This window comes from Streptomyces sp. NPDC001532, assembly GCF_040298625.1.
In the GTDB taxonomy this organism is placed as follows: Bacteria; Actinomycetota; Actinomycetes; order Streptomycetales; family Streptomycetaceae; genus Streptomyces.
The window spans coordinates 208,196-230,228 of record NZ_JBEPAL010000009.1 but is presented as its reverse complement, the minus strand read 5'-3'; the positions used below and the strand labels follow the sequence as shown (position 1 = coordinate 230,228).

24 protein-coding genes and 1 pseudogene are annotated in these 22,033 nt (G+C 70.2%); 10 read left to right on the top strand and 15 right to left on the bottom strand.

The annotated features are described in order from the left end of the window. The first annotated feature begins 187 nt into the window (after positions 1–187). Positions 188–760 (top strand): TetR/AcrR family transcriptional regulator, encoded by a 573-nt coding sequence (locus ABT232_RS12035; protein WP_351839223.1) that lies wholly within the window; start codon positions 188–190, stop codon positions 758–760. 243 nt (positions 761–1,003) lie between these two features. Continuing rightward, a complete protein-coding gene (locus tag ABT232_RS12030) occupies positions 1,004–1,180 on the top strand; it encodes a hypothetical protein (RefSeq protein ID WP_351839222.1) in 177 nt (58 codons plus the stop codon). A gap of 213 nt (positions 1,181–1,393) precedes the next feature. Here ABT232_RS12030 and ABT232_RS12025 read toward each other — a convergent pair. From ABT232_RS12025 to ABT232_RS11990, 8 genes and pseudogenes are all read right to left on the bottom strand, one after another. Then, positions 1,394–1,534 (bottom strand): annotated as a pseudogene (locus tag ABT232_RS12025) (IS5/IS1182 family transposase); the annotation flags it as partial. 78 nt (positions 1,535–1,612) lie between these two features. After that, the gene (locus ABT232_RS12020; protein ID WP_351839220.1) at positions 1,613–1,909 is read right to left on the bottom strand and encodes a hypothetical protein; all 297 of its coding nucleotides are present in this window, start codon (positions 1,907–1,909) and stop codon (positions 1,613–1,615) included. 106 nt (positions 1,910–2,015) lie between these two features. Further along, on the bottom strand, positions 2,016–2,234 hold the full coding sequence (locus ABT232_RS12015) for a hypothetical protein (protein WP_351839219.1): 219 nt from the start codon (positions 2,232–2,234) through the stop codon (positions 2,016–2,018). Positions 2,235–2,331: 97 nt separating this feature from the next. Further along, complete coding sequence (locus ABT232_RS12010; protein WP_351839218.1) at positions 2,332–4,590, bottom strand: SpoIIE family protein phosphatase; 2,259 nt, start codon at positions 4,588–4,590, stop codon at positions 2,332–2,334. Between the two features lie 116 nt (positions 4,591–4,706). Continuing rightward, on the bottom strand, positions 4,707–5,702 hold the full coding sequence (locus tag ABT232_RS12005; protein ID WP_351839216.1) for a D-cysteine desulfhydrase family protein: 996 nt from the start codon (positions 5,700–5,702) through the stop codon (positions 4,707–4,709). A gap of 88 nt (positions 5,703–5,790) precedes the next feature. Beyond that, complete coding sequence (locus ABT232_RS12000; protein ID WP_351839214.1) at positions 5,791–6,261, bottom strand: MarR family winged helix-turn-helix transcriptional regulator; 471 nt, start codon at positions 6,259–6,261, stop codon at positions 5,791–5,793. Positions 6,262–6,482: 221 nt separating this feature from the next. Then, positions 6,483–7,517, bottom strand: coding sequence for an NAD(P)H-dependent flavin oxidoreductase (locus ABT232_RS11995; RefSeq protein WP_351839212.1), 1,035 nt, complete (start codon positions 7,515–7,517; stop codon positions 6,483–6,485). 243 nt (positions 7,518–7,760) lie between these two features. Beyond that, positions 7,761–8,597 (bottom strand): enoyl-CoA hydratase/isomerase family protein, encoded by an 837-nt coding sequence (locus ABT232_RS11990; protein WP_351839210.1) that lies wholly within the window; start codon positions 8,595–8,597, stop codon positions 7,761–7,763. 195 nt (positions 8,598–8,792) lie between these two features. Between ABT232_RS11990 and ABT232_RS11985 the strand changes: the two genes are divergently transcribed. Together ABT232_RS11985 and ABT232_RS11980 are read left to right on the top strand one after the other, a co-directional pair. Next, on the top strand, positions 8,793–9,260 hold the full coding sequence (locus ABT232_RS11985; RefSeq protein ID WP_351839208.1) for a winged helix-turn-helix transcriptional regulator: 468 nt from the start codon (positions 8,793–8,795) through the stop codon (positions 9,258–9,260). A 162-nt stretch (positions 9,261–9,422) separates the two neighbouring features. Then, positions 9,423–9,983 (top strand): NADPH-dependent FMN reductase, encoded by a 561-nt coding sequence (locus tag ABT232_RS11980; protein ID WP_351839206.1) that lies wholly within the window; start codon positions 9,423–9,425, stop codon positions 9,981–9,983. A 262-nt stretch (positions 9,984–10,245) separates the two neighbouring features. Here ABT232_RS11980 and ABT232_RS11975 read toward each other — a convergent pair whose 3' ends face one another. Then, positions 10,246–11,637, bottom strand: a complete 1,392-nt coding sequence (locus ABT232_RS11975; RefSeq protein ID WP_351839204.1) for an MFS transporter — start codon at positions 11,635–11,637, stop codon at positions 10,246–10,248. A gap of 139 nt (positions 11,638–11,776) precedes the next feature. Here ABT232_RS11975 and ABT232_RS11970 point away from each other — a divergent pair, with 139 nt between their 5' ends. The 3 genes from ABT232_RS11970 (at position 11,777) to ABT232_RS11960 (ending at position 14,342) form a co-directional block, all read left to right on the top strand. Further along, complete coding sequence (locus ABT232_RS11970) at positions 11,777–12,295, top strand: winged helix-turn-helix transcriptional regulator (protein WP_351839203.1); 519 nt, start codon at positions 11,777–11,779, stop codon at positions 12,293–12,295. A 120-nt stretch (positions 12,296–12,415) separates the two neighbouring features. Beyond that, the gene (locus tag ABT232_RS11965; protein ID WP_351839201.1) at positions 12,416–13,699 is read left to right on the top strand and encodes an MFS transporter; all 1,284 of its coding nucleotides are present in this window, start codon (positions 12,416–12,418) and stop codon (positions 13,697–13,699) included. Positions 13,700–13,748: 49 nt separating this feature from the next. Further along, complete coding sequence (locus ABT232_RS11960; protein ID WP_351839199.1) at positions 13,749–14,342, top strand: TetR/AcrR family transcriptional regulator; 594 nt, start codon at positions 13,749–13,751, stop codon at positions 14,340–14,342. 37 nt (positions 14,343–14,379) lie between these two features. Here the strand turns inward: ABT232_RS11960 and ABT232_RS11955 are convergent, their stop codons facing one another. Together ABT232_RS11955 and ABT232_RS11950 are read right to left on the bottom strand one after the other, a co-directional pair. Beyond that, a complete protein-coding gene (locus ABT232_RS11955) occupies positions 14,380–14,868 on the bottom strand; it encodes a hypothetical protein (protein WP_351839197.1) in 489 nt (162 codons plus the stop codon). Positions 14,869–15,004: 136 nt separating this feature from the next. Next, positions 15,005–15,463 (bottom strand): MarR family winged helix-turn-helix transcriptional regulator, encoded by a 459-nt coding sequence (locus ABT232_RS11950; RefSeq protein WP_351839195.1) that lies wholly within the window; start codon positions 15,461–15,463, stop codon positions 15,005–15,007. A 155-nt stretch (positions 15,464–15,618) separates the two neighbouring features. Here ABT232_RS11950 and ABT232_RS11945 point away from each other — a divergent pair, with 155 nt between their 5' ends. After that, positions 15,619–16,170 (top strand): CGNR zinc finger domain-containing protein, encoded by a 552-nt coding sequence (locus ABT232_RS11945; protein ID WP_351839193.1) that lies wholly within the window; start codon positions 15,619–15,621, stop codon positions 16,168–16,170. A 152-nt stretch (positions 16,171–16,322) separates the two neighbouring features. Here the strand turns inward: ABT232_RS11945 and ABT232_RS11940 are convergent, their stop codons facing one another. Continuing rightward, positions 16,323–17,036 (bottom strand): SDR family NAD(P)-dependent oxidoreductase, encoded by a 714-nt coding sequence (locus ABT232_RS11940; RefSeq protein ID WP_351839191.1) that lies wholly within the window; start codon positions 17,034–17,036, stop codon positions 16,323–16,325. A 227-nt stretch (positions 17,037–17,263) separates the two neighbouring features. On the opposite strand from ABT232_RS11940, the gene ABT232_RS11935 reads away from it, so the two are divergent. After that, complete coding sequence (locus tag ABT232_RS11935; protein WP_351839189.1) at positions 17,264–18,232, top strand: LysR family transcriptional regulator; 969 nt, start codon at positions 17,264–17,266, stop codon at positions 18,230–18,232. 121 nt (positions 18,233–18,353) lie between these two features. Here ABT232_RS11935 and ABT232_RS11930 read toward each other — a convergent pair whose 3' ends face one another. From ABT232_RS11930 to ABT232_RS11920, 3 genes are all read right to left on the bottom strand, one after another. Beyond that, the gene (locus ABT232_RS11930) at positions 18,354–19,046 is read right to left on the bottom strand and encodes a type 1 glutamine amidotransferase domain-containing protein (RefSeq protein ID WP_351839188.1); all 693 of its coding nucleotides are present in this window, start codon (positions 19,044–19,046) and stop codon (positions 18,354–18,356) included. 151 nt (positions 19,047–19,197) lie between these two features. Further along, positions 19,198–20,004, bottom strand: coding sequence for an MBL fold metallo-hydrolase (locus ABT232_RS11925; RefSeq protein ID WP_351839186.1), 807 nt, complete (start codon positions 20,002–20,004; stop codon positions 19,198–19,200). A 136-nt stretch (positions 20,005–20,140) separates the two neighbouring features. Further along, positions 20,141–21,208, bottom strand: coding sequence for an alpha/beta fold hydrolase (locus ABT232_RS11920; RefSeq protein WP_351839184.1), 1,068 nt, complete (start codon positions 21,206–21,208; stop codon positions 20,141–20,143). A gap of 270 nt (positions 21,209–21,478) precedes the next feature. Between ABT232_RS11920 and msrA the strand changes: the two genes are divergently transcribed. Continuing rightward, positions 21,479–21,988 carry a peptide-methionine (S)-S-oxide reductase MsrA gene (gene msrA, locus ABT232_RS11915; protein WP_351839182.1) on the top strand — a complete coding sequence of 170 codons (510 nt, stop codon included), beginning with the start codon at positions 21,479–21,481 and terminating at the stop codon, positions 21,986–21,988. Positions 21,989–22,033: the final 45 nt, after the last annotated feature.

Below are 22,033 nucleotides of genomic sequence, written 5' to 3'. Positions count from 1 at the left end.
GTGGGTCATTGCATCTTCATAATGACCGGTCGTCTTAAAAGGAGCAAGCGATGCCTGTGTGGTGCCGCCCACGTGATAGCCCTCAGCTGGCCGCAACAGGGATTATTCGCCGACCGGTCGTGGGATCGGGTCTGCTAACGTCGAATGTGACCGATCGTCTTACGTGGAGAACTCAGGAGGTCCATCGGTGCCCAGGGCGAGTCTGCGGGAGAACCTCATCGCTGCGGCGGTCGAGCAGTTCCATGCGCGTGGTTACGCGGCCACGGGGGTGAAGGACATCACCGATGCCGCCGGCGCCCCCAAGGGGTCCTTCTACAACCATTTCCCGAGCAAGGAGGCCCTGGCCGTCGTCGCGCTCGACCGGTACGGCGCCACGAGGAGACTGGACGCGCTGCACGACAGGTCGGTCGCACCGCTGACCCGGCTGCGTGAGCACTTCGAGTTTCTCCGCGACGAGAACATCGAGGCGGAGTTCAACCGGGGCTGCCTTGTGGGCGACCTCGCCGTCGAGGTCGCGGATCACAGCGATGCGGTGCGTGCGACGGTCCGCGACGGCTTCCAGGCTTGGACCGACGCCCTCGCCTTCGCCATCACGGACGCCCAGCAGGCGGGGGAGGTGGCGAAGACGCTGGAGGCGTCCACCTTGGCGCGCTTCGTGCTGAGCGCGTGGGAAGGCGCACTGATCAGTGCCCGAGCCGACCGCTCGGCTCGATCGTTCGAGGGGTTCTTCACGGTCGTCTTCGGCGTACTGCTGAGGTGAGCCGTGGGCGGCCGGCTCGGCCGGCTGCTCATCGGGAGGCGCGGTGCGGTGGCGTGCGGCGTGCCGGGTTGCCTGTCGTCCTGTCTGCCGTCCTGCCTCGTGTGCGAGGAAGCGTGAGGAAGCCTGCTGGGGTGCGTAACCTTCTTGACAGGTGACGGATGTCGGTGTGACTATCGATTGCGTCGCTCACCCGGAACGGCTGCCACCCACCGTGGTGCCTCACCGCATGGAGGAGATGTCGAAGTGGCACACGAACCCACGACCGACGAGTCGGCTCAGGAAGTCCGGCGCCTGCGGTTCGGCACGTTGCCGGAGCGCATCCGCCCGGAAGACATGACCGAGGAACAGCCGGCCGTCCCGCACGACCCGACGAGGGAGGCGTACAACGCCGACGAGTGGCTGGTGCGCGTCTGCCTCTGAGTCTCGCGACGAGAACCTGACTGTCCCTCTGCCCAGGAGCCCTTAGTGAAGATCCGGAAAACCCTGACCGCCCTGGTGTCGGTGTCGGCCGCTGTGGTGATCGCCTGCGGGTGCTTCCTGCAGGTGTTCTGACGCCCGATCACGCCGACGGGTCCGGGTCTGTCCGCCTAGGACTTGTCCGGGCGATCAAGTTCGCAGCCGGATGATCAGTGCTGCCGCATGCCGATGAGTGCGCGCGATGGTGGAATCGACAGCGATGTGCCAGTCGATCTCACCTGCCGCGTCGGCTGCGGCCTGGACCTGTTGGAGCAGTCGCTCCCACGTTCCGTCGGCCGACCACAGCCGGTGGCGCTCACCCTGCTCCATGTCCACATCAACGCCCCGGACGCGGAACAGTCACATGATCGACCTGGCGCGGCAGCCCGAGTGGGACTACTCCTGTCGCGGGCCGATGATTGACTGCCCGATCTGCCCTGCCAGCCAGGAGGCGTGTCGTTCCTCAGCCTCCTGGTCGCTACTCCTGCGGAGCACGTGGACGAGCACGGTGTGGTCACCGGAGCGCTCGCCGAGATCTGAGGCGCGGCAGTTGAACAGCAAGGACACCCTGGCATTGTTGGCTTCGCCGTGGATGCCGCTGTCTGGAACGTGAGGCCATACCAGGCCGGACCACCAGATCTCGCCGATGTTCGATCCCACCAAGGCAGCGAACTCCTCCTCGACGCTGCCCACGGGTCGGTATTGCATCGATGCCCAGAGCGGCAGGTGCGCTGAGAGGAAGTCCGGATCACTCGAGAGCTTGGGCGCGTGGACACCACCGTGCAAACCCGTCGGGTCACTAAGGGTCCTGCGCCCAGTCCCCGACGACCTCCTTCCGGAACCAGGCATCCGGCAGCGCCTCGCGGATCCGCAACACTTCCGGGACGGTGCACAGCTCGACGTCCACCGACACCTCTGCGCACTGCCAGTCACCCACTGCGACAAGCTGACGCGCCACGCGCAGAGCCAGCACCGCGTCGGTGGTACGGAAGACCGGGTACGCGATGGGCTTGGACATGCAAGCACCTTGCCACACCCGGCAAGAGAGGAAGATCAATTTCTCTGCGGGGCAGCCGGAAGCGCACCATCACGTCACGTGATCGACAGGACAGGTCCTAGAAGGGCATCTCGAGGGGCATGTCGACGACGACGTTCTTGCCCCGGCCGTTCGGGAAGCTGTTCCACACCCCGCCCAACGCGTCGACGATCAGCAGACCGCGGCCGTGCTCCGCCTCGGCGTTGTCCTCCTCGGACAGCGCCAGAGGCGACGGCACCGGAGGATTGCTCCGCGAGTCCCGCACCTCCAGCCGGACATGGTCGTCGAACGCCCGAAGCCGGACGTCGACGTCACTGCCCGCGTGGATGAGCGCGTTGGTCACCATTTCGGAGGCGATCAGCTGGAGCGAGTCCGACAGGTCCGGCAGACCCCAGGTGTGCAGCCGGTCGTCGACGAAGGCGCGTGCGGCCCCGGCGCCCTGTAGGTCGCCACGCTGGATGACCAGGCCTCCGGCCCGCGGCGCGGCCTCGCTGCCCGCGCGCCCGGCGCCCTCGTACCGGGCCATGAGCAGTACGGCGTCGTCACGGCGCTGCTGAGGATGCGACACGTCGGCGGAGATGTGGTCGGCCAGCTGCTCCAGATCCGAACCCGTCGCGGCGACTCCGGAACCGAGCAGCTCCCGCGCGCGTTCTTCCGGGGTCGTCGCGTCCCAGTCGACCAGGCCGTTGGAGTAGAGCATGAGGATGCTTCCGGCCTCCACCCTGTGCTCCCGCCCCTGGCAGGCCCCGTCGATCGCCACACCGAGCGGCACGTTCGCGGGCGCCTCCAGAGCGCCGACACTCCCGTCGGCACGGCGGACCAGCGGGCTTGGATGCCCCGCCAAAGCCAGCTGAGCGGTGCCGTCACCGGTGTCCAGGACGACGACGCAGCAGGTCACGGTGAGTTCCGTACCCGACGTGATGAGCAGCCGGCCGACCCGGTCGATCACCGTGGCGGGCGGATGATCCTCGCTCGCGTAGGCGGCCACCGCCGTGCGCACCTGGCCCATGACCGCGGCGCTCTCCATGGAGTGACCCTCGACGTCCCCGACGACCAGCGCCATGCGCTCGCCCGGGAGCGGGATGACGTCGTACCAGTCTCCGCCCACCTTGGACGTCGCCGTGGCCGGCCAGTAGCGTGCCGCGGTGGTCAGGCGGGGCAGCTCGGGGAGGGTGGAGGGCAGACGCGTCCTTTGCAGGCACTCGGCGACCTCGCGTTGCCGTGAGCCGAGTTCCACCCGCTCGACGGCCGCACCGAGAGACTGCGCCATCATGCCGAGGATCGCCCGCTCCTCCGTCGAGAAGGCGCGCACGTCCGGGAACGACAGACAGCACACGCCGATGACGGTCTGCTGCTCACCGGCCGCGAGATCACCGAACCGGGTGCTCGCGGGCAGTGGCAGGTGGGCCTCGGTATGCGGCCGGCCGTCGGGCCGACCCGAATCGACGGCCGGTGGACCGGACGCGGCAAGGAACTGCGGGAGCCCGTGGAGCGCCTCGGTGACCGGGGACCTGGTGTCGGTTCTGGCGCCGTGGAGGTGGCGGACCAGGCCGGACGAGGCGCCGCTGTGCCCCAGCACCCACAGATGCCCCTGGTCCGCCGTCACCAGGGCGAGGGCTCGGGCGCCGAAGGGCGCCATGAGGCACCGCTGGGCGGCTTCGACGATGTCGTCCGGCGTCGTGGCGCGATTGAGCAGCTCGGTCAGACGGCGCACCGGGTACATCATGCTGGTGCCCGCGGACCCGGGCGCGCCGGGCACCCCCCAGCCGGGGGTGTGCCCGCCCAGGTCCGTTCCCGGCCAGATCGGTACGAGAGCGGGCATGGGGCCGGCCGTGACAGCCGTACCGCGCCCGGCGAGTTCGGCGAGAGCGGTGCCGAGTCGGTCCCCGGCACGCTGCAACCGCTCCCGCTCCGCCGGCCCGAACGCTTCGGGGGTCTGCGGGCAGAGGACGGACATGGTGCCGAACCGCCGGCCGTCCGACGCGATCGGGACGGACAGGGCGGTGTACGGGTGGGGGAGCGCGTGCTCACCTCCCGTGTTGGTGGTGTCGGCCGGGGTCGACACGGCCGCTTCGCCGGAGGCCAGGGCGCGCGCGCAGGTGCCGCCCGAGTCCAGGCGTACCTGTCCCGGCACCATGAAGAGGGACGGTGGAGTGCCGCCTGTCAGCGCCAGTTCCAGCCGGGTGCCGTCACTGTTCAGCAGGTGAACGGCGGCCGCGACGGCGCAGAGGTCGCCCATCGCCTGACGCGCGGCCCCGTGCAGGACGGCCGCGAGATCCTCGTCCTCGATCCCCGGGGACCTGCTCGACTGGGCGCTGTGTGGACGGCTGGTGGTCACAGAAGGTCGCCTCCAGCAGCAGGATAGGCCCGCCGCCGGAGGATGGCCTGCCGTGCGGTCGCTACGTGGTCGCCATGGCGGCGATCGCGCTCGGCCCGTCGCGAACGTCCGCGGAGTCAGAGCGTGCGGCTTCTCGCGGCGAGGTCCGATGCGGCCTGCTCCAGCGCTGCCTGGTGCCCGAACAGGCCGGGAAGGCCGCCGGTGTGGAGGAAGACCGTGCGACGGCCGGGAACGATGTGACCGTCCCGCACCGCTGCGATCAGGCCGGCCATGGCCCGCCCGGTGTAGACGGGGTCGAGTACGAGACCCTCCGTGCGGGCCGTCCGGTTCAGGGCGGCCACGACCGGTTCGGTCAGCGCGCCGTAGCCTTCGCCGACCTGGTCCAGCCGCAGCCGCAGCGAACCGGGAGGGTGAGCCGTTCCGGACAGGTCCGAGAGGAACGCGGCCACGACGTCCGCCGGATCGGTCACGGCGCCGCAGTGCACGCCGAGGACCCGTTCGGCGCCCAGCGCGTGGACCAGGCCGGCCATGGTGCCGCCGGAACCCAGCGCCACCACCACGGTGTCCAGGTCCGGAGCCTGGACCAGCAACTCGCGTCCGCACTCGACGTAGCCGCCGGCGCCGAGCGCGCTGGAACCTCCGAAGGGGATCAGCGCCGGTACGCCGCCGTCGGCCCGCAGTCGCGCGGCCACGTCCTCGGCGGCGGCGCGGAGTGCGTCGCCAGTGAGGTCACCGGCCCAGACGACGGTGGCCCCGAACAAGGCGTCCAGCGCGAGGTTGCCGTGAGCCGACGCACCGGGCCTGCCCGCCAGCACCAGCACGGTACGCAGCCCCAGGCGAGCGCCCGCGGCGGCGGTCAGCCGGGCGTGATTGCTCTGCGGGGCGCCGGTGGTCACGAGGTGGGTCGCGCCCTCGGCGAGGGCTGACCCGCACAGCCACTCCAGCTTGCGGGTCTTGTTGCCGCCGCCGCCCATCCCGGTGAGGTCGTCGCGCTTGATCCACAGATCGTCCGCACCGAGGCCGAGTTCCTGGGCGAGTCGCGGCATGGGCTCCAGCGGGGTGGGCCAGGTGCCGAGCGTCACGGGCCGGGGGCCGTCGCTTGGGAAGGTCATGATCACATGATCGCACCCGGCGACTGACGTGTGCCGTTTCGTCGTCGGCGCGAGAACCGTGCGGCGCCGATCGGCCGGGGGGACCGGCTCAGGTCGCCACCTTCTGAAGGGCCGCGGCCAGCTTCTTGAGGTCCAGGCCGGCCAGATGGTCGAGGAAATACCGGCGCACGGCGGCCAGATTGGTCGGCCACGCCTCCTCCAGCCGCCGGAAGCCTGCGTCCGTGAGGGCCGCGTTCCAGCCGCGAGCGTCCTCAGCACACCGGACCCGCTGCACGAAGCCCTGGCTCTCCAGCCGGTGCACGACACGCGTGGTGCCGCTCAGCGACATCTCGCAGGCCTCGGCGAGGTCGCTCATACGCAGTTGCCGACCGGGTGCTTCGGAGAGGTGCATGAGGGCCAGGTACTCGGTGTTGGGCAGCTGCTGCTCCCGCACCATGTCGGCGTCGATGGCGCGCGGCAGCGCGTGAATCAGACGCGGAAGGGCCCGGACGACGGCCTCTTCCTCCGGGGTGAGGGGCTTCCGTCCAGCTGGGGCCGGGGCTGGCTTCGCGGTCGGCATGGCGTCAATGCTTGCACGGCGAAGGAAACGAGGCAAAGTTGCTGTGCGAAGCAACAGGTTGAAGCGATGACAGTACGAGGTGAGAAGTCCGACGCGCGAGCAGTCCGAGGCGAGCAGCCCGAAGCAAGCAATCCGAAGCGAGCAGCCCGACGCGAGCGGTCCGAAGTGCCAACAGCCCGGCCGGGCTCGCCGAGCACGCACGCACGCCTACGCCGGATCCCTCACACTCCGGACGCCAATCGGTCGAGGATCCGCCCGGCGGGCTCCGCGGTCGCGTGGCGGTACCCCGTCCCGGCCCACAGATTGATCCGCTCCACATCGCTCGCCGCCGTCGCGGCGCCGCGCATCGGGCTGGTCAGATGGTGCAGGGCCGGGTAGCCGTACGGCGCCAGTTCGCCGTACCGGTCGACGAAGTCGTTGCGCAGTGCCCGCGCGGGGCGGCCGGTGAACGCCCGTGTCACCACGGTTCCACGGCGTTCCGGGTCAGTGAGCGCCGCCCGGTGGGGAGCCGAGGTCCCCGCCTCGTCGGCACGCAGCAGAACGGTGCCGACCATCACCGCGCCGGCACCGCTCGACAGCGCCTCGGTCACCTCCTTCGGCGTCGCGATGCCCCCAGCGGCGACCAGTGGCACGGACACGTCGCTCCGTACGGCTCTCAGCAACTCGGGCAGCGGCATCGCGGGCGACGGGTGCTGTGGTGACCACGTGCCTGAATGGCCACCCGCGTCCGAACTCTGTACCGCGAGTACGTCCACACCCGCCTCCGCCGCGGCGCGCGCCTCCGCCGGTGAGGTGACCGTCTGGACGACCAGCGTGCCGGCCGCGCGCAGGGACGCGATGACGGCCGGTTCCGGAAGGCCGAAGGTGAAGCTCACCACGGGAACGGGAGAGGAGAGCAGGAGATCGAGCTTGTCCGTCCAGTGGTCGTCGTCCTCCACGATCAGGGCCCGCTCGGTGTCGAGACCGTACGTCTCGGCCTCCGGTGCGATGGCACGGGCGTAGGCGCGGAAGTCCACGGGATCCACCGGCACTCGTCCGGGAACGAACAGGTTGACTCCGAATGCGCCGATGCCTGCCGTGCGGACGTGAGCGATCTGGGCTTCCAGCGCTTCGGAAGTCTTGTATCCGGCGGCGAGGAAGCCGAGGCTGCCCGCACGGGCCGCCGAGACGACCAGTTCGGGGGTGGTCGGGCTGCCCGCCATCGGCGCCGCGAGCACCGGTGTCTGCACCCCGAGGTCGGTGAGCGGCGACAACATCAGAATTTTCCCTTCAGGCACATCGACCAAGACCATCGATCACGAACATCGATCAGGAACATCGATCAGGAACGTCGACACGGCCGCCGGAGTCCGGTGCGTGCCCGTGGCTCGCCATCGGTCCGTCCGTTGTCCGGATGCGCATGACCTCACCCTGCACCGGTGGCCGAGAGGGTTCCACGACCGACTCCCTCTCAGCTGTAGGCGTGGCCTCTCAGTGCGGGCAGGTGGCCCCACGCTTGCTTACGAGTGGCTTCCGACCTGGCGACCGAGGTCGAGCTCGACGCCGTCCGGGCGCTGGAGACCGGCGTCGAAGAGCCGCTTGACGCGGGCGGCGTTCTCGGGCCGGCCGGAGGTGCGGAAGAAGGCCGCCAGCGCCATGCCGAACTCCTCGACAGGAGGCTGGGCCACCGCGTCGACGAGCGCCTTGGTCTCCTGGACCGCCACCTTGTCGAAGCCGGCGATCCTGCGGGCGAAGTCGTCGACGAACCGCTCCAGTTCCCCTTCCGGCAGGACGCGGTTGACGTAGCCGTACTCCGCTGCGAGGTCGGCGGGGAAGTCGTCGGCGCCCAGCAGGATCTCCAGCGCGCGCCCTCGGCCCAGCAGGCGGGGCAGCCGTCCGGTGGGGTTGCCTCCGGGCACCGACCCGACGCCGACCTCGAACTGCCCGAGGACGGCGCCCGGTCCGGCGAAGCGGATGTCGGTCGCCAGGACGAACTCGCTGCCCGCGCCACGGGCCCGGCCGTTGATCTCGCTGATGGTGACGGCGGGCACCCTTCCGAGCCGGTACAGGTTGTCGGCGAAGGGGTGCAGTCCGGAGACGGCCGGCTTCATGGCGGCCACACGCGAGCGGTCGGACAGCATGTCCCAGTGGGCCATGAAGAAGTCCGGGTTGGCGCTCCGGAAGACGACGACCGTGAGGTCGGGGGCCTCCTCGATACGGGTGATCAGCTCCGCGAGCTGCTCGATGGTGTCGGGGTCGATCAAGTTGATGTCTCCGTTGGAGAAGGTCACCTTCCAGTAGGAGGGAGTGACTTCCTGGACGGCGAACTGCTCGGCGAACTGCTCGTCGGTGCTCATGCGTTGCTCCTGTGTGAGCGGGAGAGGGGAGAGGGGAGAGGGGAGAGGGGAGAGGGGGAGCGGGCCCGAGGCCGGCGACCTTGCGCAGGGGCGCTTCCGAGGGGAGCCGCCGTGATCTCTGCCAGGCAGGCCTGAAACCTGATTTCCAATCTAGCACCTGAGTTGGAAAATCGGTCTCAGCCATAGACTGGACGCATGCAGAAGAAGAGCCTCCGGTCCCCAGCGGCCGGCACGCGTTGTTCGATCGGCCGCTCCCTCGAAGTGATCGGCGACCGCTGGAGCCTGCTGATACTGCGCGAGGCGCTCCAGGGGGCGACCCGGTTCTCCGACTTCAAGGAGCGTCTGCATGTGGCGAGCGACGTCCTCACCCAGCGGCTAGGTGTCCTGGTGGACGGGGGAGTACTGGACAAGCGGCCCTACCGCGAGGCGGGCAGCCGTCCGCGGATGGCCTACCACCTGACGCCCGCCGGGCGTGACCTCATGGTGGTCCTCGGTGCCCTCCAGCAGTGGGGCGACCACTACCGCCCGCACCCTGACGGGCCGCTGGTGGGCCGCGCCAGCAGGACGAGCGGCCGGCCTCTGCATGTCGCCTTCGTCGACGACGAAGGAAGGGAGGCGCCGCTCGATGACGTCGACCTGGGCGGGCCGGTCGCTACGCCTTGACCGCATGCCCGCGCTGCGGGCCTAGGTGGCGGAGGTCCTGCGGGCAGGCGGGGCACCCCTCGCCACTTACTTGACCCGTCAAGTAAATGCCCTGTACCTTCCGTGGGAAGTTGCTTGTCGAAGCAAGCATTTATCGTCGCTTCACGCTACGGAAGGTCCACCATGACCAAGATCGGAATCATCATCGGCAGCACGCGACCGGGTCGCAACGGCGGGGCGGTGGCCAGCTGGGTGCACGAGGTCGCCTCCCAGCGCACCGACGCCCAGTTCGAGCTCGTCGATCTGCTGGACTACAAGCTCCCCGTCCTCGACGAGGCGTACCCGGCGTCCCTCGGCAACTACACCCAGCCCCACACCCAGGCCTGGGCGGAGAAGATCGCGTCGCTGGACGGCTTCATCTTCGTGACGCCGGAGTACAACCGCTCCGTGCCGGGCGCGCTGAAGAACGCCATCGACTTCCTGTACGCCGAGTGGAACAACAAGGCCGTCGGCTTCGTCAGCTACGGCTCGGTCGGCGGCACCCGTGCCGTGGAGCACCTGCGCGGCATAGCGGGAGAGCTTCAGATGGCCGACGTCCGCTCCCAGGTGGCCCTCTCCCTCTTCACCGACTTCGAGAACTTCACCACCTTCAAGCCGGCCGACGTCCAGCGCGACACCCTCGTGACCACCCTGGACCAGGTCGTCGCCTGGTCCAGGGCTCTGGCTCCGCTGCGCGCCAACTGAGAAACGCGACCGAGAACCGCAGCTGAGGACAGCGACGGAGAACAGCGACCTGGCCCAGGTCGCCGGATCCGTCGGGGCCGACCTCGCCTCGCGCGCGGCCGGCCCCGACGGCCGTCCCGTCGACACCTTGCCGACGGCACGGCGCGCACCTCCTGGTTCGCGAATCAGTACGCGAACGTCGGCTCGCCCGGCCCGGACCAGTCACCGCTCATGGCCGGCCCGGACCGATCACCGCTCATACCCGGCCCGGACCGGTCACCGCTCAACTCCGCTCCCTCAGCACCAGCACCGCCCCCGCCGCCAGTACCGACAGCCCGGCCCCCGCGGCGATCGCGACGTCAGTTCCGTCGCCCAGTCCGCCGCTCGACGAGGTGACCACGGCGATCGCGAGCGCCACCCCCGCGCAGGAACCGATGTATCGCAGGGTCTGCTGGGCGCCGGAGCCCATCGCCGCCCTGGCGGCCGGAACCGACTCGACCGCCAGCAGCGGCAGCGCTGCGTTGAGCAGGCCGCTGCCGACGCCGCTGATGATCAGGCCGGGCAGCAGGCGCTGCCAGGAGCCGGCGTTGATGGCGCCGAGCATGGTCAGCGCACCGGCCGCGTGCAGGAGGAAACCGAGGGCCAGTTGGTGACGCGGCGGCATGCGGCCCGCCAGCCGCTTGCCCTGGAGGGCCACGCCGAAGGAGAGGCCCGACCAGAGCAGGAACAGCCACGCCGTCCCGAGCGGGGACAGGCCGAGGGTCTGCTGCAGGACGAACGGCAGGAAGCTGAAGAGGCCGATCACCGCGAGGCCCGTGAACAGGCCGCCGGCCGACGACGCCAGGAAGCCGGGGCGGCGCAGCAGGCCCAGCTCGATCATCGGGTTCTTCGCGCGGCGTTCCACGAGTACGAAGAGGACGACCAGCACCGCGGCCACGAGCGCCAGCAGGCCCACCGGGGCGCGCAGCCAGCCGTCACGGCCAAGGGTCAGTGCGGCGACCAGGGCGACCAGGGCCAGACCGAAGGTCAGCGCGCCGAGGATGTCGGGCCGTCCGTCCCTGGGGGAGCGGGACTCCGACAGCATGCGCGCCGACAGGGCCGCCACGACCAGGACCGCCGCGCCCAGGACGCCGTATGCCACTCGCCAGCTCGGTATCGCGCCCACCACCAGCGGGCCGACCGCGATGCCGCCGCTGACGAAGGCGCCCCAGACGCCCGTGGCGTGCAGCCGGCCGCGTGGACTGGGAAAGGCGTGCACCAGAAGTCCCAGGCTGCTGGCGAGGATTGCCGCGCCGGCCGCGCCCTGCGCGATACGGGCCAGCGTGAACAGCAGCGTGGAGGAGGCCAGCGCGCCCAGCGCCGTGGTGACGCCGAGAGTGAGCGTGCCGATGAGAAAGATCCGGCGGCGGCCGTAGTCGTCGGCGAGACTGCCCGCGACCAGCAGGAGGGCGGCCAGACCCAGGGGTGTGCCGTTGATGAGCCACGCCTGCGCGGAGAGCGGGGTGTGGAGGGCCGCGGCGGTGTCGGGGAGCGTGACGAGCGGTGCCGTGTACGTCATCAGCGTCACGGCTGTCGCCGCGCTGGTCAGGGCCAGGGTGGCACGCGGTCGGGCAGCCGCTTGGACGGGTGCCGGCGCGCCGGTCGCCGCTGTCTGTGCTGGTGTGCCCAGGGACATGGGGGCCGCCTCCGAAGGCTTGCGGTGAAGGTTCGGTCATTGAACTCACTGGCCCGTCACCCTAGCGGCCGGCATTGTGCTCCGGATCGTGCCGTGCGGTGTGAGTTCAATCACCGAACCCAGTTGATACGGTGACGGTATGGCCCTGGGCAAGGACTACGCGACGCAAGAGTGCTCCCTGGCGCACGCGCTGGAGATCGTCGGCGAGCGGTGGACGCTGCTCGTCGTCCGGGACGCGCTCTTCGGCGTCCGCCGCTACAACGACTTCCTCGTTCACCTCGGCATCCCGCGCGCCGTGCTCTCCGCCCGGCTGCAGAAACTCACGGAGCACGGTCTCCTCGAGAAGCAGCGGTACCAGCAGTCCCCGCCGCGCGACGAGTACGTGATCACGGCGCGCGGCATCGCACTGTGGCCCGCCCTGCGCGCGCTCGGCCTGTGGGCCCGCGAGCACGTCACGGAGACCCGGCTGCGCTACTTCCGGCACGCCGACTGCGGAACCGAACTGGGGCCGTACGGGGAGTGCTCGGCCTGCGCCGTCGTCGTCCCCGTACGCGACGTGCTGATGGAACCGGGCCCCGGACTGGACCCCGATCCGGCGGATCCGGTCAGCCGGGCCCTGCTCAAGCCGAAGAGGCTGCTGGAGCCCATCTCCGTCTGAGCCGGCCGCACGTGACGCGCATCACAGCCCTTGAAGGCGCGTCCCAGCCATCGGATCGGAATCAGACAGATCTGTCTAGTGTTGACGAGGTCACTTCCACCCAGCCCTGGAGAGTGACCCATGAGCTCCCTGTCCACCGCGCATCCGACCGCCGCCCGGGCCGGCTCCGCCAGGCGGTCCCCGGCACGGACCGCCAGACACCGTCGGACTCTCGGCCCCGTCGCCTCCATCGGACTGCTCGCCTCGATCCTCGTGTCGCTGCTGGCCGCCTCCAGCGCCCCGACCCCGCTCTACGCCGTCTACCAGCAGCACTGGGGCTTCTCCCCGATCACCACCACCGTCGTCTTCGGTGTCTACGCGGTGGCCGTGCTGGTCTCCCTCCTGGTCCTCGGCAAGATCTCCGACCATGTGGGCCGACGGCCGGTCCTGCTGGCCGCTCTGGCCGGGCAGGCCGTCGCGATGGTCGTCTTCGACGTCGCCGACGGAGTGGGCGCCCTGCTGGCCGCCCGCGTCCTGCAAGGCGTGAGCACCGGGGCGGCGGTCGGCGCGCTCGGCGCGGGCATGCTCGACATCGACCCGCGAAGAGGCGGCTTCCTGAACTCCCTCGCGCCCACGATCGGCACCGCCGCGGGCGCCCTGGTCTCAGCCCTGATCGTGCAGTACCTGCCGGCCCCCACCCACCTCGTCTACCTCGTCCTGCTCGGGGTGTTCGCCCTCCAGGCGGTGGGCGTCCTCGCCCTGCGTGAGACGGTGAGCCGCAAGCCGGGCGCGCTGGCCAGCCTGTCCCCGGAGTTCAGGCTCCCCGGGTCCGCGCGCGGCTCGGTGGCCATCGCCGCTCCCGTGCTCTTCGCGGTGTGGGCGCTGGCCGGTCTCTACGGCGCCCTGGGCCCGGCCATCACCCGGACCCTGGTGGACTCCACCTCCGTCGTCTGGGGCGGACTCTCACTGTTCGTGCTCGCCGCTTCCGCGGGCCTGGCCGTCGTGGCGCTGCGCCGCACCGAGACGCGCACGGTCATGCTGCTGGGCGCCGGGAGCCTGATCGTCGGCGTGGTGATCACCTTGGCGTCCATCGCGTCGGACACCGGCGGCGTCCTTCCCGCGACGGGATTCTTCCTGGGCGGCGCGATATCCGGATTCGGTTTCGGCAGCGGGTTCCAGGGCGGCATCCGCATGGTGGTGCCGAACGCCGAGCCGCACGAGCGGTCCGGCGTGCTGTCCCTCCTGTACGTCGTGTGCTACCTCGGCTTCGGCCTGCCCGCCGTGATCGCGGGTGTGCTGGTGGTGCACGGCGGCGGACTGGTGCGGACCGCCAATGAGTACGGCATCGCCGTCATCGCGCTGGCCGTCGCCGCCCTGGCCGGTCTGCTCCTCAGCGGCCGACGTACCGCACGGACGAGTGGCTGAGAGAGTCGACGGCGATAGACTGAACAGATCTGTCTGAAAGGTGAGTGTCATGGCTACGGGAGCGGCGAAGAAGCCGTCGGCACGTGAGCGTCTGCTCGACGCCGCGAACGAACTCTTCTACAGCGAGGGTGTGCAGAGCGTCGGCATCGACCGCGTCATCGAGCAGGCCGGCGTCGCGAAGGCGTCCCTCTACAACACCTTCGGCAGCAAGGAAGAACTGGTCACCGCCTATCTGGACCTCCGCGACACCCGTATCAGGGAGCGGATCACCCGCACCCTGACCCGCTTCCGGACGCCGCGCGAACAGCTGCTCGGAGTCTTCGACGCCCAGGGCGAGATGTTCACCGACCCCCACTACAACGGCTGCCCCTTCGCACGGGCCACCGCGGAGGTCCCTGCGGACAGCAGGATCAGCCGCGCAGCCGACCAATACCGCACCTGGGTGCGCGGCCTCTTCAGCGACCTTGCCGCACAGGCCGGATACGCCGACCCCGAGGAACTGGCCCGTCGGCTGCACCTGCTCTACGACGGTGCCCAGCAGGCTGCTCGGATGGACCAGGACCCCTCGGCCGCCACCACCGCGCGCGCCGCCGCGGCCGTCCTGCTCGACGCGGCGCCACGCGTGACCGAGGCAGCGGCATGACCGCGCCGCGCGAACGGCCCGATCCGGCGCGGATACGTCAGGACTGCCCGGCCCCGCTCTCCCGCGGCGTCGGCCGAACGAGCGTGTACATCACCGACCGCTTCGCCTTGTGACGCCGGATCATGCCCTTGGCCACCAGGGACTCCAAGGTGTTGCGGACCACCTGAGGTGTCGGGGACCGGTCCGGGTGCCGTTCCAGCAGCTCGTCCCGGAGTTCCTTCGCCGGGCGTGGCTCGTCGTACGCAGCGAGCAACTGCACCAGCAGCTCGCCGAGCAGTGGCCCAGGCCTGCTGCGCGCGGTGTCGGAGGCGCCGGGGGTCCGCTGCGGTGGTGGCGGCGGCCGGTCGTCCGACGGCTCCGGGAATCGCTCCGTGAGGCTCAGGATGTCGGACAGGAGCGCTTCCTCCTGCTTCAACACCTTTATCTGCGCGAGCAGTTCCTGCTGCCGACGGCGGTTCTCCCGCAGATCCGCGGCGGCTTGCTCGACGTACCGCGACCGGAGTGTGGAGGCTGGTTCGCTGGCCACAACCGTTCACTCCTCGATGGGGTGACGTTACGCGGGCCATGATGCCACACGTTTCAAACGGACCCGGGACATCCGTGGTGTGTGAGGCAGCCCAGCACGCATACGTACCTTCAGTACACGTGTTCCGTAGGTGTGCTCAGTCGCCGGAGGCGATGCGCTCCAGGACCTTCGCGGCGGCAGCGACGTCACAGCCCTCCAGACGGGAGAAGATGTGTCGGCGCACACTCGCGAGATTGGTGGGCCACGCCTGCTTCAAGCAGGTCCAACCACTGCTGGTGAGGACCGCGAGCCAGGCCCGTCCGTCGTCCGGGCACCGTTCGCGGAGCACGAGCGACTGCGCCTCCAGGCGCTTCACGACTCGGGTCACGCCACTCAGGGACAACCCGCAGGCATTGGCGAGATCGCTCATCCGCATATGGTTCTGCGGCGCCTCGGACAAGTGGACCAGCACCATGTACTCGCTGCTGGTGATCGGCTGATCCGCGGCCATGTCGGCGTCGACGACACGCGGCAGGTACGCCATGACCCGGCCCAGAGCGCGGAGGAATGCTTCCTCGTCCTTGTTGAGGGGCTTGATCGCCGTCGTGTCTGCCATGCGCACAGTGTATTGGCCACAACCGACCGCTTGTCCGGTGCCTCATGAGATCCCCACGGCGGTGCGCCGACGGGAGACGGTGTGGGTGGGCGCGATGTGACAGCCGTTCGACCTGGGGCTTTGCCTTCTCGCTCATCACCGGCCAGAATGGTGACGTGACTCATGCATTTCCCTGCGGGACGCTCTTCCTCGACTTCGTCGGAACGCTGCGCGCACGCCGCAACGAGGCGCCGACGGAAATGCTCTCACGCCCCGAGTCGCTGGACGACTGGTTCGTGGAGTCCGGCATGCTCGACGAGGCGCCCGGCGCCGACGAGGCCGACGTCGCGACGGCCGTGGATCTGCGGGAGGCCATCTACGCCGTGGTCGCGGCGCACCTGGCCGGCGAACCCCTGCCCGCCGCCCCGCTCGCCGAGGTGAACCGGCAGGCGGCCGGCCTGCCGGTGCGGGTGCAGCTCGGCGCCGACGGTACACGCCGCCGCACCGGTTCCGTCGCCCAGGGACTCGTCGTCCTGGCCCGGGAGACCGTGGAGATCCTGGGCGGAGTCGAGGGCGCGCTGCTCCGCGAATGCTCCCGCCCCGAGTGCACCCAGGTCTACCTCGACCGGTCGCGCGGCCCCCGGCGGGAGTGGTGCTCCATGAAGACCTGCGGCAACCGCGTCAAGGCCGCCGCCTACCGGGCCCGCCGGCAGAGCAGGACGAGCTGAGGCGGTTCGCTTCCCGCGAGGTCACGGGTGTGCGTCTGTCCGCGTGCGGAGGGCCGCTGCCCGGGAACTGCGAGCAGCGGCCCTCCGCTCCCTCCGGAGCCCGGCGACGAGCGGTGAACGGTCGGGGGACCGGCTGTCGCCAGGCCCGGCGGTCAGTGACCGGCGCTCTGGCCGCCGTCGACGTGCAGCACCTCGCCGGTGACGAACGGCGCGTTCTCCAGGTAGAGCACCGCGTCCGTGATGTCGCCGATCTCGCCCATCCGGCCGACCGGGTGCAGAGCGGCGAACGTGTCGAAGTGCTCCTCCGAGTGCATCGGCGTCTTGATGACACCCAGCGCGACGGCGTTGCTGCGGATGCCCCGGGTCGCGTACTCGATGGCCAGCGCCTTCGTGGCCGCCTGGAGGCCGCCCTTGGTGAGGGAGGCGAGCACCGACGGCACCGCGGAGAGGGCGTGGTCGACCAGGCTTGTGGTGATCTGGACGACATGGCCGCCGCCCTGGCGCAGCATCTGCTCGACGGCGAGCTGGGTGATGCGGAAGAACCCGCTCAGGTTGACGCCGGTGACCGCGTCGAAGTCCTCCGGCGTGTAGTCGGTGAACGGCTTGGCGACGAAGATGCCGGCGTTGTTGATCAGGGTGTCGATACGGCCGAACCGCTCGATCGCGGCGGCGGCGACGCGCTCGGCCGTGGCCGGGTCGGCGATGTCGCCCTGGACGGTCACGACATCGAGGTCGTCGGAGGGAGCGATGGTCCGAGAGGTGGCGACCACGGCGTAGCCGAGCTTGCGGTACGCCTCGACGAGACCGGCCCCGATGCCCTGGGACGCACCGGTGATGACGGCGACCTTTGTGGCGGAGGTGTTCATGAGTGACCTCTTCGTTTTCGGTGTCACGAGTGACGGTGGTGGTTCCGACCGGTCCGTGTCGGACGGTCATGGGTGACAACCAGACGACCAGTCGCCTAATTTCTCGGGCTTCCCCCGGCCGTCTGCCCCGACAGCTGCCTGACCTGCGGTAAGAGGCTGGGCCTACCAGGTGGGAGCGAACACGTCATGAGAGGACCGCGGCTGCGCCGGCGCCCCGCCGCTCTAGCATGGCCTCCGTGGAATTGCGTCAGGTGCGGTACTTCGTCGCCGTGGCGGAGGAGCTGAACTTCGGGAGGGCGGCGGACCGGCTGCTGATCGCCGGCCCTTCGCTGTCCCAGCAGATCAAGGCGCTGGAACGCGATCTCGGCGTGCGGCTCTTCGACCGCGACCGACGCTCGGTCTCCCTCACAGCCGCGGGCGAGGCGCTGCTGCCGCACGCCCGAGACCTGCTGGAGCGCGCCGACGACCTGAGGAGTCGCGCCGCCCGGATCGCCGGCTCGGAACCGGTCCGGCTCGGCTACGTCAACTGGCTGCCACCGGACCTGACCGCCCTGACCTCCACGGTGGCGCAGGTGCACGTCGACGCCTGGGTCGCGCCCTCGCACACCCAGGCCGCGCGGGTCGCGGACGGCAGCCTCGATCTCGCGGTGTGCTGGATCCGCGGACAGGACCTGGACGAACGCGGGCTCCACGCCCGGCTCATCGGAGCCGACCGCCTGTACGCGGTCTCCACGCTCTCCGCGGTCTCCTCGGTGTCTGCGGTCTCCTCGGTTCCCGCGGGACGCCAGGCCGACGAGGTCCGCGCCCGTGACGTCGTCGCCCTCGTGGACCGCGACGTGACGACATGGTCCTCCTGGAATGCCTACGCCGAGCGGCTGGCCCAGGACACCGGCGCCCGGGCGGTGCGCATCTCCGACGGCGGTATCACCGGGCCGGCCTTCTTCGACCACGTACGCCGTTCACGCCGCCCGATCCTCAACTGCCCCAAGGCACAGACGACTCCGCTGCCGCCGGACCTGGTCGCCCGCCCCGTGGCCGGGCCCAAGGTGTACTGGACGTGGTCGCTGGTGTGGCGGCGCGGTGAGACACGCGCGGCCGTGCTGAACACCGTGGACGCCCTCACCGCCCAGGTCGGCGATCTCGGCCTGAACGATCCGGACGTGTGGCTCCCCGACGACGACCCGCACCGGAGCTGACCGGTCCGCGCGTCGTCGGGTACGACGCGCGGACCCGGCCCGCCGGAGAGCGTCCGCTCGTAGTCTCACGGCTCGCCCGGTGGCAGCACCTCGGTGAGGGGCGGCAGTGAGCCACCACCACCTACAGCACCTTCAGCAGCTCCGCCGCCAGGGCCGAGGCCGACGCGGGGTTCTGCCCCGTGTACAGGTCGCGGTCCACCACCGTGTACGGCTTCCACATCTCGCCGCGGGTGAAGTCCACGCCGAGCGCCTTGAGTTCGTCCTCCAGCAGCCACCGCGCCTGGGAGGCGAGACCGACGGCGTCCTCCTCGTCGTTGGTGAAGGCGGTGACCCGGTAGCCGGCGAAGGGCGAGGCGCCGTGGATCCTGGTGGCCAGCAGCGCGGCCGGCGCGTGACAGACGACGGCGAGCGGCTTGCCCGAGGCGAGCGCGGCGGTCAGCAGCCGGCCCGCGTCCGGGTCCTCCCACAGGTCCTCCATGGGGCCGTGGCCGCCGGGGAAGTAGACGGCGTCGTAGTCCTCCAGGCGGGCGTTCGACAGCTGGAGCGGCCGGCGCAGCTCCTCCGCGGAACGGATGATGTTCTCCAGTTCGAGGGCGGTGTCGGCGCCGCCGGCCATGTCGGGACGCAGACTCATCATGTCCACGGTCGGCACCACACCGCCGGGCGTCGCCACCGTGACCTGGTGGCCGGCATCGGTGACCGCCTTGTAAGGAGCCGCGAACTCCTCGGCCCAGTAACCGGTCGCGTGCCTCGTGCCGTCCTTGAGCGTCCAGTACGAGGCTCCGGTCATCACGAACAGTAGCTTCGACGTCATGTTCACTCCTGCCATCGCTGCGATCGAGGCGTGCGTCCGTGCCTGAGGACGGTCGCCTCGGCCCATGCTGCTCCTGTCGGCCGCGTGTCGCACCCCTTCACTCCGCCCGTCCGGGGAGAGGCCGGGAAGGGGCCGGGGAGGGGCCGGGCCGTCAGGGGCGCAGGTCCACCCAAGAGCCGTGCGGCGGGGTCCGCAGCAGCGAGGACAGGCCGGCTTCGTGGAAGGCGGGCTCCAGGTCGGCACGTCCCTCGGAGAAGTGGGCCCAGCCGTCGCAGTGGGCCGGGACCACGACGGCCGCACCGAGCACGGCCGCCGCAGCGGCGGTCTGTCGGCTGTCGAGGGACAGCGGACGCCCCTCGAACTTCGTCGGCACACGTGCCGCTCCGGCGTGCAGCAGGGCCACACCGATGTCCGGGACGCGACGGGAGATCTCCGCCACGACACGCAGCGAGGCGTTGTCACCGCTGACGTACACCGTCGGAAGTCCCCGGCCGGACAGGACGAAACCGGTGACCTCGCAGTTGACGTGGCCGTCGGCGTCGCGGTCGCCGTCCTCGGGACCGTGCACCGCGGGCACCGCGAGCACGGTGAGGTCGCCCTGACCGTCCCCGCGGGCCACGGAGTGACTGGTCCAGGGGGCGAGACCGACCGCCGGTGAGCCGAGCCGGGCCGCCGAGAGCGGCCCGGTCAGGATCAGCGGCGCGGCCTTCGCGAACGCGCGGCCCCGCTCGTCGAGGTTGTCCGGATGCACGTCGTGGCTGACGAGCACCAGGTCCACCGGGCCCACGGCCTCTTCGGTCCGTGCCGGTCCCGTCGTCTTGGTCAGATACCCGTGCGGGCCCGCCTCGTCGAAGGTCGGATCGCTGACGATCCGCAGACCGCCCAGGTCGATGACGGCCGTCGGGCCGCCCAGGACCGTGACCGCGCAATCCTGCCGAGGGAGAGTGGTGGTCGCCATGGGAGACTCCGTCCGCCGATCCGATCGTGGTCGTGATGACCGAGGAATGTACGTCACTGTCTGTGCCGGTCAGGGCCGGCCATCAGAGTCATCTGAGTGATCAGAGTCACCAGAGTCGTCAGAAGCATCAGGGCCGTCAGAGCCGATCGACGTCCACGACGGCCTGAGCGAAGGCGGAGGGTGCCTCCTGCGGCACGTTGTGGCCGATGCCGTACAGCGTGCGGTGGTCGTAGGCGCCGGTGAATCGGTCGCGGTACGAAGCGCCGTTGCCGGGCGCGGTGAACGGGTCGCGCTCGGGGTCGAGGGTGATGGTGGGCACCTCGATGACGGGCCGGGTGGCGAGCACCTGCTCGTAGCGGTCGTAGCGCTGTTCCCCGTCGGCGAGCCCGAGCCGCCAGCGGTAGTTGTGGATCACGATGGCCGCGTGATCGGGGTTCTCGAACGCGGTGGCGGTGCGCTCGAAGGTGGCGTCGTCGAACTGCCAGGTGGGGGAGACGGTCTGCCAGACGAACCGGCACAGCTCGCGCCGGTTCCGCGGGTCCTCCATGGCGAGGCGACCCCGCTCGGTGGAGAAGTAGTACTGGTACCACCAGTTGTGTTCGGCCGCGGGTGGCAGCGGCTTCTGCTGCGCGGCGAGGTTGGTGATGAGGTATCCGCTCACCGACACCAGCCCTGTGACGCGCTCGGGCCACAGGGCCGCGATGATGTCGGCGGTCCGCGAACCCCAGTCGAAGCCGGCGAGGACGGCCCGCTCGATCTTGAGGGCGTCCATCAGGGCGATGATGTCGAGCGCGACCGCCGACTGCTGTGCGTTGCGGAACGTGCGCGCGGACAGGAAGCTCGTCGTGCCGTGGCCGCGGAGGTAGGGGACGATCACGCGGTAGCCCTGCTCGGCCAGCAGCGGGGCGACGTCGACGAAGCTGTGGATGTCGTAGGGCCAGCCGTGCAGGCAGATGACGGCAGGGCCGTGCGCGGGACCCAGCTCGGCGTACCCGACGTCCAGCACCCCCGCCCGGACCTGCTTCAGCCTGGCGAACGAGGTGTGGGTGCCGGGGGTCACCGCGGGGACAGCCGGCGCGGAGTCGGCGCCGGATCCGCGTGACGCGGCGGATGCGCTCGGGATGCCCTGGAGGGCGGTCAGTGAGACCGCGGCAGCTCCTGTGCCCAGGCCGGCGGCCTTGTTGAACGTGCGCCTGCTGATCATGTGAACCCTCCGTGCTGGGCTGAGAGTGGGGCTGAGGCTGAGGCTGAATGCGGGGCCGGGAGTCCGGCGGAGGTCGCCGCCTCGGGACGGGCCGAGATGACGCTTTCACGCAACGAGTCACCCGTCAAGCAGGTTACAACTGGAGGTGCGTGGACGAGTGGGTCAAGCCCGCGAAGTGATAGCATCACCTATTTGACCGGTGATGCAATGTGCGGCATAGTGGATGTGAGGTCTCCCTCGGCTGCCGGGGGAGAAGAAGGGCGATGAGTGATGACTGAGGAAACGGCGCTGCTGGCAGGCGGCTGCTTCTGGGGCATGCAGGAACTGATCCGCAAGCTCCCCGGCGTGACCCGCACCAGGGTCGGCTACAGCGGCGACGACGATCTGCCCCGTCCGACCTACCGCAGGCACGGGAACCATGCCGAGTCGATCGAGATCGTCTTCGACCCGGCCGTCACCGACTACCGCGCGATCCTGGAGTACTTCTTCCAGATCCACGACCCGACCACGGCGAACCGGCAGGGCAACGACATCGGGGCCAGCTACCGCTCCGCCATCTTCCACCTGGACGACGAGCAGCGGCGCATCGCGCTGGACACCATCGCCGACGTCGAGGCGTCGGGGCTGTGGCCCGGGCCGGTGGTGACCGAGGTCGTACCGGCGGGCCCGTTCTGGGAGGCCGAGCCGGAGCACCAGGACTACCTCCAGCGCTACCCGGACGGCTACACCTGCCACTTCCCGCGCCCGAACTGGCGGCTGCCGAAGCGCGCGCAGACCTGACCGCCGTAGTGCGGTGAAGCGGCCCGCCACCACGGGCCGCGGTCG

What these genes read in the sequence shown, in the direction of transcription:
- ABT232_RS11925 (WP_351839186.1), bottom strand. Translation starts at nt 20,004, where the DNA reads ATGGCGACCACCACTCTCCCTCGGCAGGATTGCGCGGTCACGGTCCTG.
- ABT232_RS11995 (WP_351839212.1), bottom strand. Translation starts at nt 7,517, where the DNA reads ATGTTGTCGCCGCTCACCGACCTCGGGGTGCAGACACCGGTGCTCGCG.
- ABT232_RS12015 (WP_351839219.1), bottom strand. Translation starts at nt 2,234, where the DNA reads ATGTCCAAGCCCATCGCGTACCCGGTCTTCCGTACCACCGACGCGGTG.
- ABT232_RS11920 (WP_351839184.1), bottom strand. Translation starts at nt 21,208, where the DNA reads ATGATCAGCAGGCGCACGTTCAACAAGGCCGCCGGCCTGGGCACAGGA.
- ABT232_RS12005 (WP_351839216.1), bottom strand. Translation starts at nt 5,702, where the DNA reads ATGACCTTCCCAAGCGACGGCCCCCGGCCCGTGACGCTCGGCACCTGG.
- ABT232_RS11960 (WP_351839199.1), top strand. Translation starts at nt 13,749, where the DNA reads ATGGCTACGGGAGCGGCGAAGAAGCCGTCGGCACGTGAGCGTCTGCTC.
- ABT232_RS11965 (WP_351839201.1), top strand. Translation starts at nt 12,416, where the DNA reads ATGAGCTCCCTGTCCACCGCGCATCCGACCGCCGCCCGGGCCGGCTCC.
- ABT232_RS11930 (WP_351839188.1), bottom strand. Translation starts at nt 19,046, where the DNA reads ATGACGTCGAAGCTACTGTTCGTGATGACCGGAGCCTCGTACTGGACG.
- ABT232_RS11950 (WP_351839195.1), bottom strand. Translation starts at nt 15,463, where the DNA reads ATGGCAGACACGACGGCGATCAAGCCCCTCAACAAGGACGAGGAAGCA.
- msrA (WP_351839182.1), top strand. Translation starts at nt 21,479, where the DNA reads ATGACTGAGGAAACGGCGCTGCTGGCAGGCGGCTGCTTCTGGGGCATG.
- ABT232_RS11985 (WP_351839208.1), top strand. Translation starts at nt 8,793, where the DNA reads ATGCAGAAGAAGAGCCTCCGGTCCCCAGCGGCCGGCACGCGTTGTTCG.
- ABT232_RS11975 (WP_351839204.1), bottom strand. Translation starts at nt 11,637, where the DNA reads ATGTCCCTGGGCACACCAGCACAGACAGCGGCGACCGGCGCGCCGGCA.
- ABT232_RS12000 (WP_351839214.1), bottom strand. Translation starts at nt 6,261, where the DNA reads ATGCCGACCGCGAAGCCAGCCCCGGCCCCAGCTGGACGGAAGCCCCTC.
- ABT232_RS11990 (WP_351839210.1), bottom strand. Translation starts at nt 8,597, where the DNA reads ATGAGCACCGACGAGCAGTTCGCCGAGCAGTTCGCCGTCCAGGAAGTC.
- ABT232_RS11970 (WP_351839203.1), top strand. Translation starts at nt 11,777, where the DNA reads ATGGCCCTGGGCAAGGACTACGCGACGCAAGAGTGCTCCCTGGCGCAC.
- ABT232_RS11980 (WP_351839206.1), top strand. Translation starts at nt 9,423, where the DNA reads ATGACCAAGATCGGAATCATCATCGGCAGCACGCGACCGGGTCGCAAC.
- ABT232_RS11935 (WP_351839189.1), top strand. Translation starts at nt 17,264, where the DNA reads ATGGCCTCCGTGGAATTGCGTCAGGTGCGGTACTTCGTCGCCGTGGCG.
- ABT232_RS11940 (WP_351839191.1), bottom strand. Translation starts at nt 17,036, where the DNA reads ATGAACACCTCCGCCACAAAGGTCGCCGTCATCACCGGTGCGTCCCAG.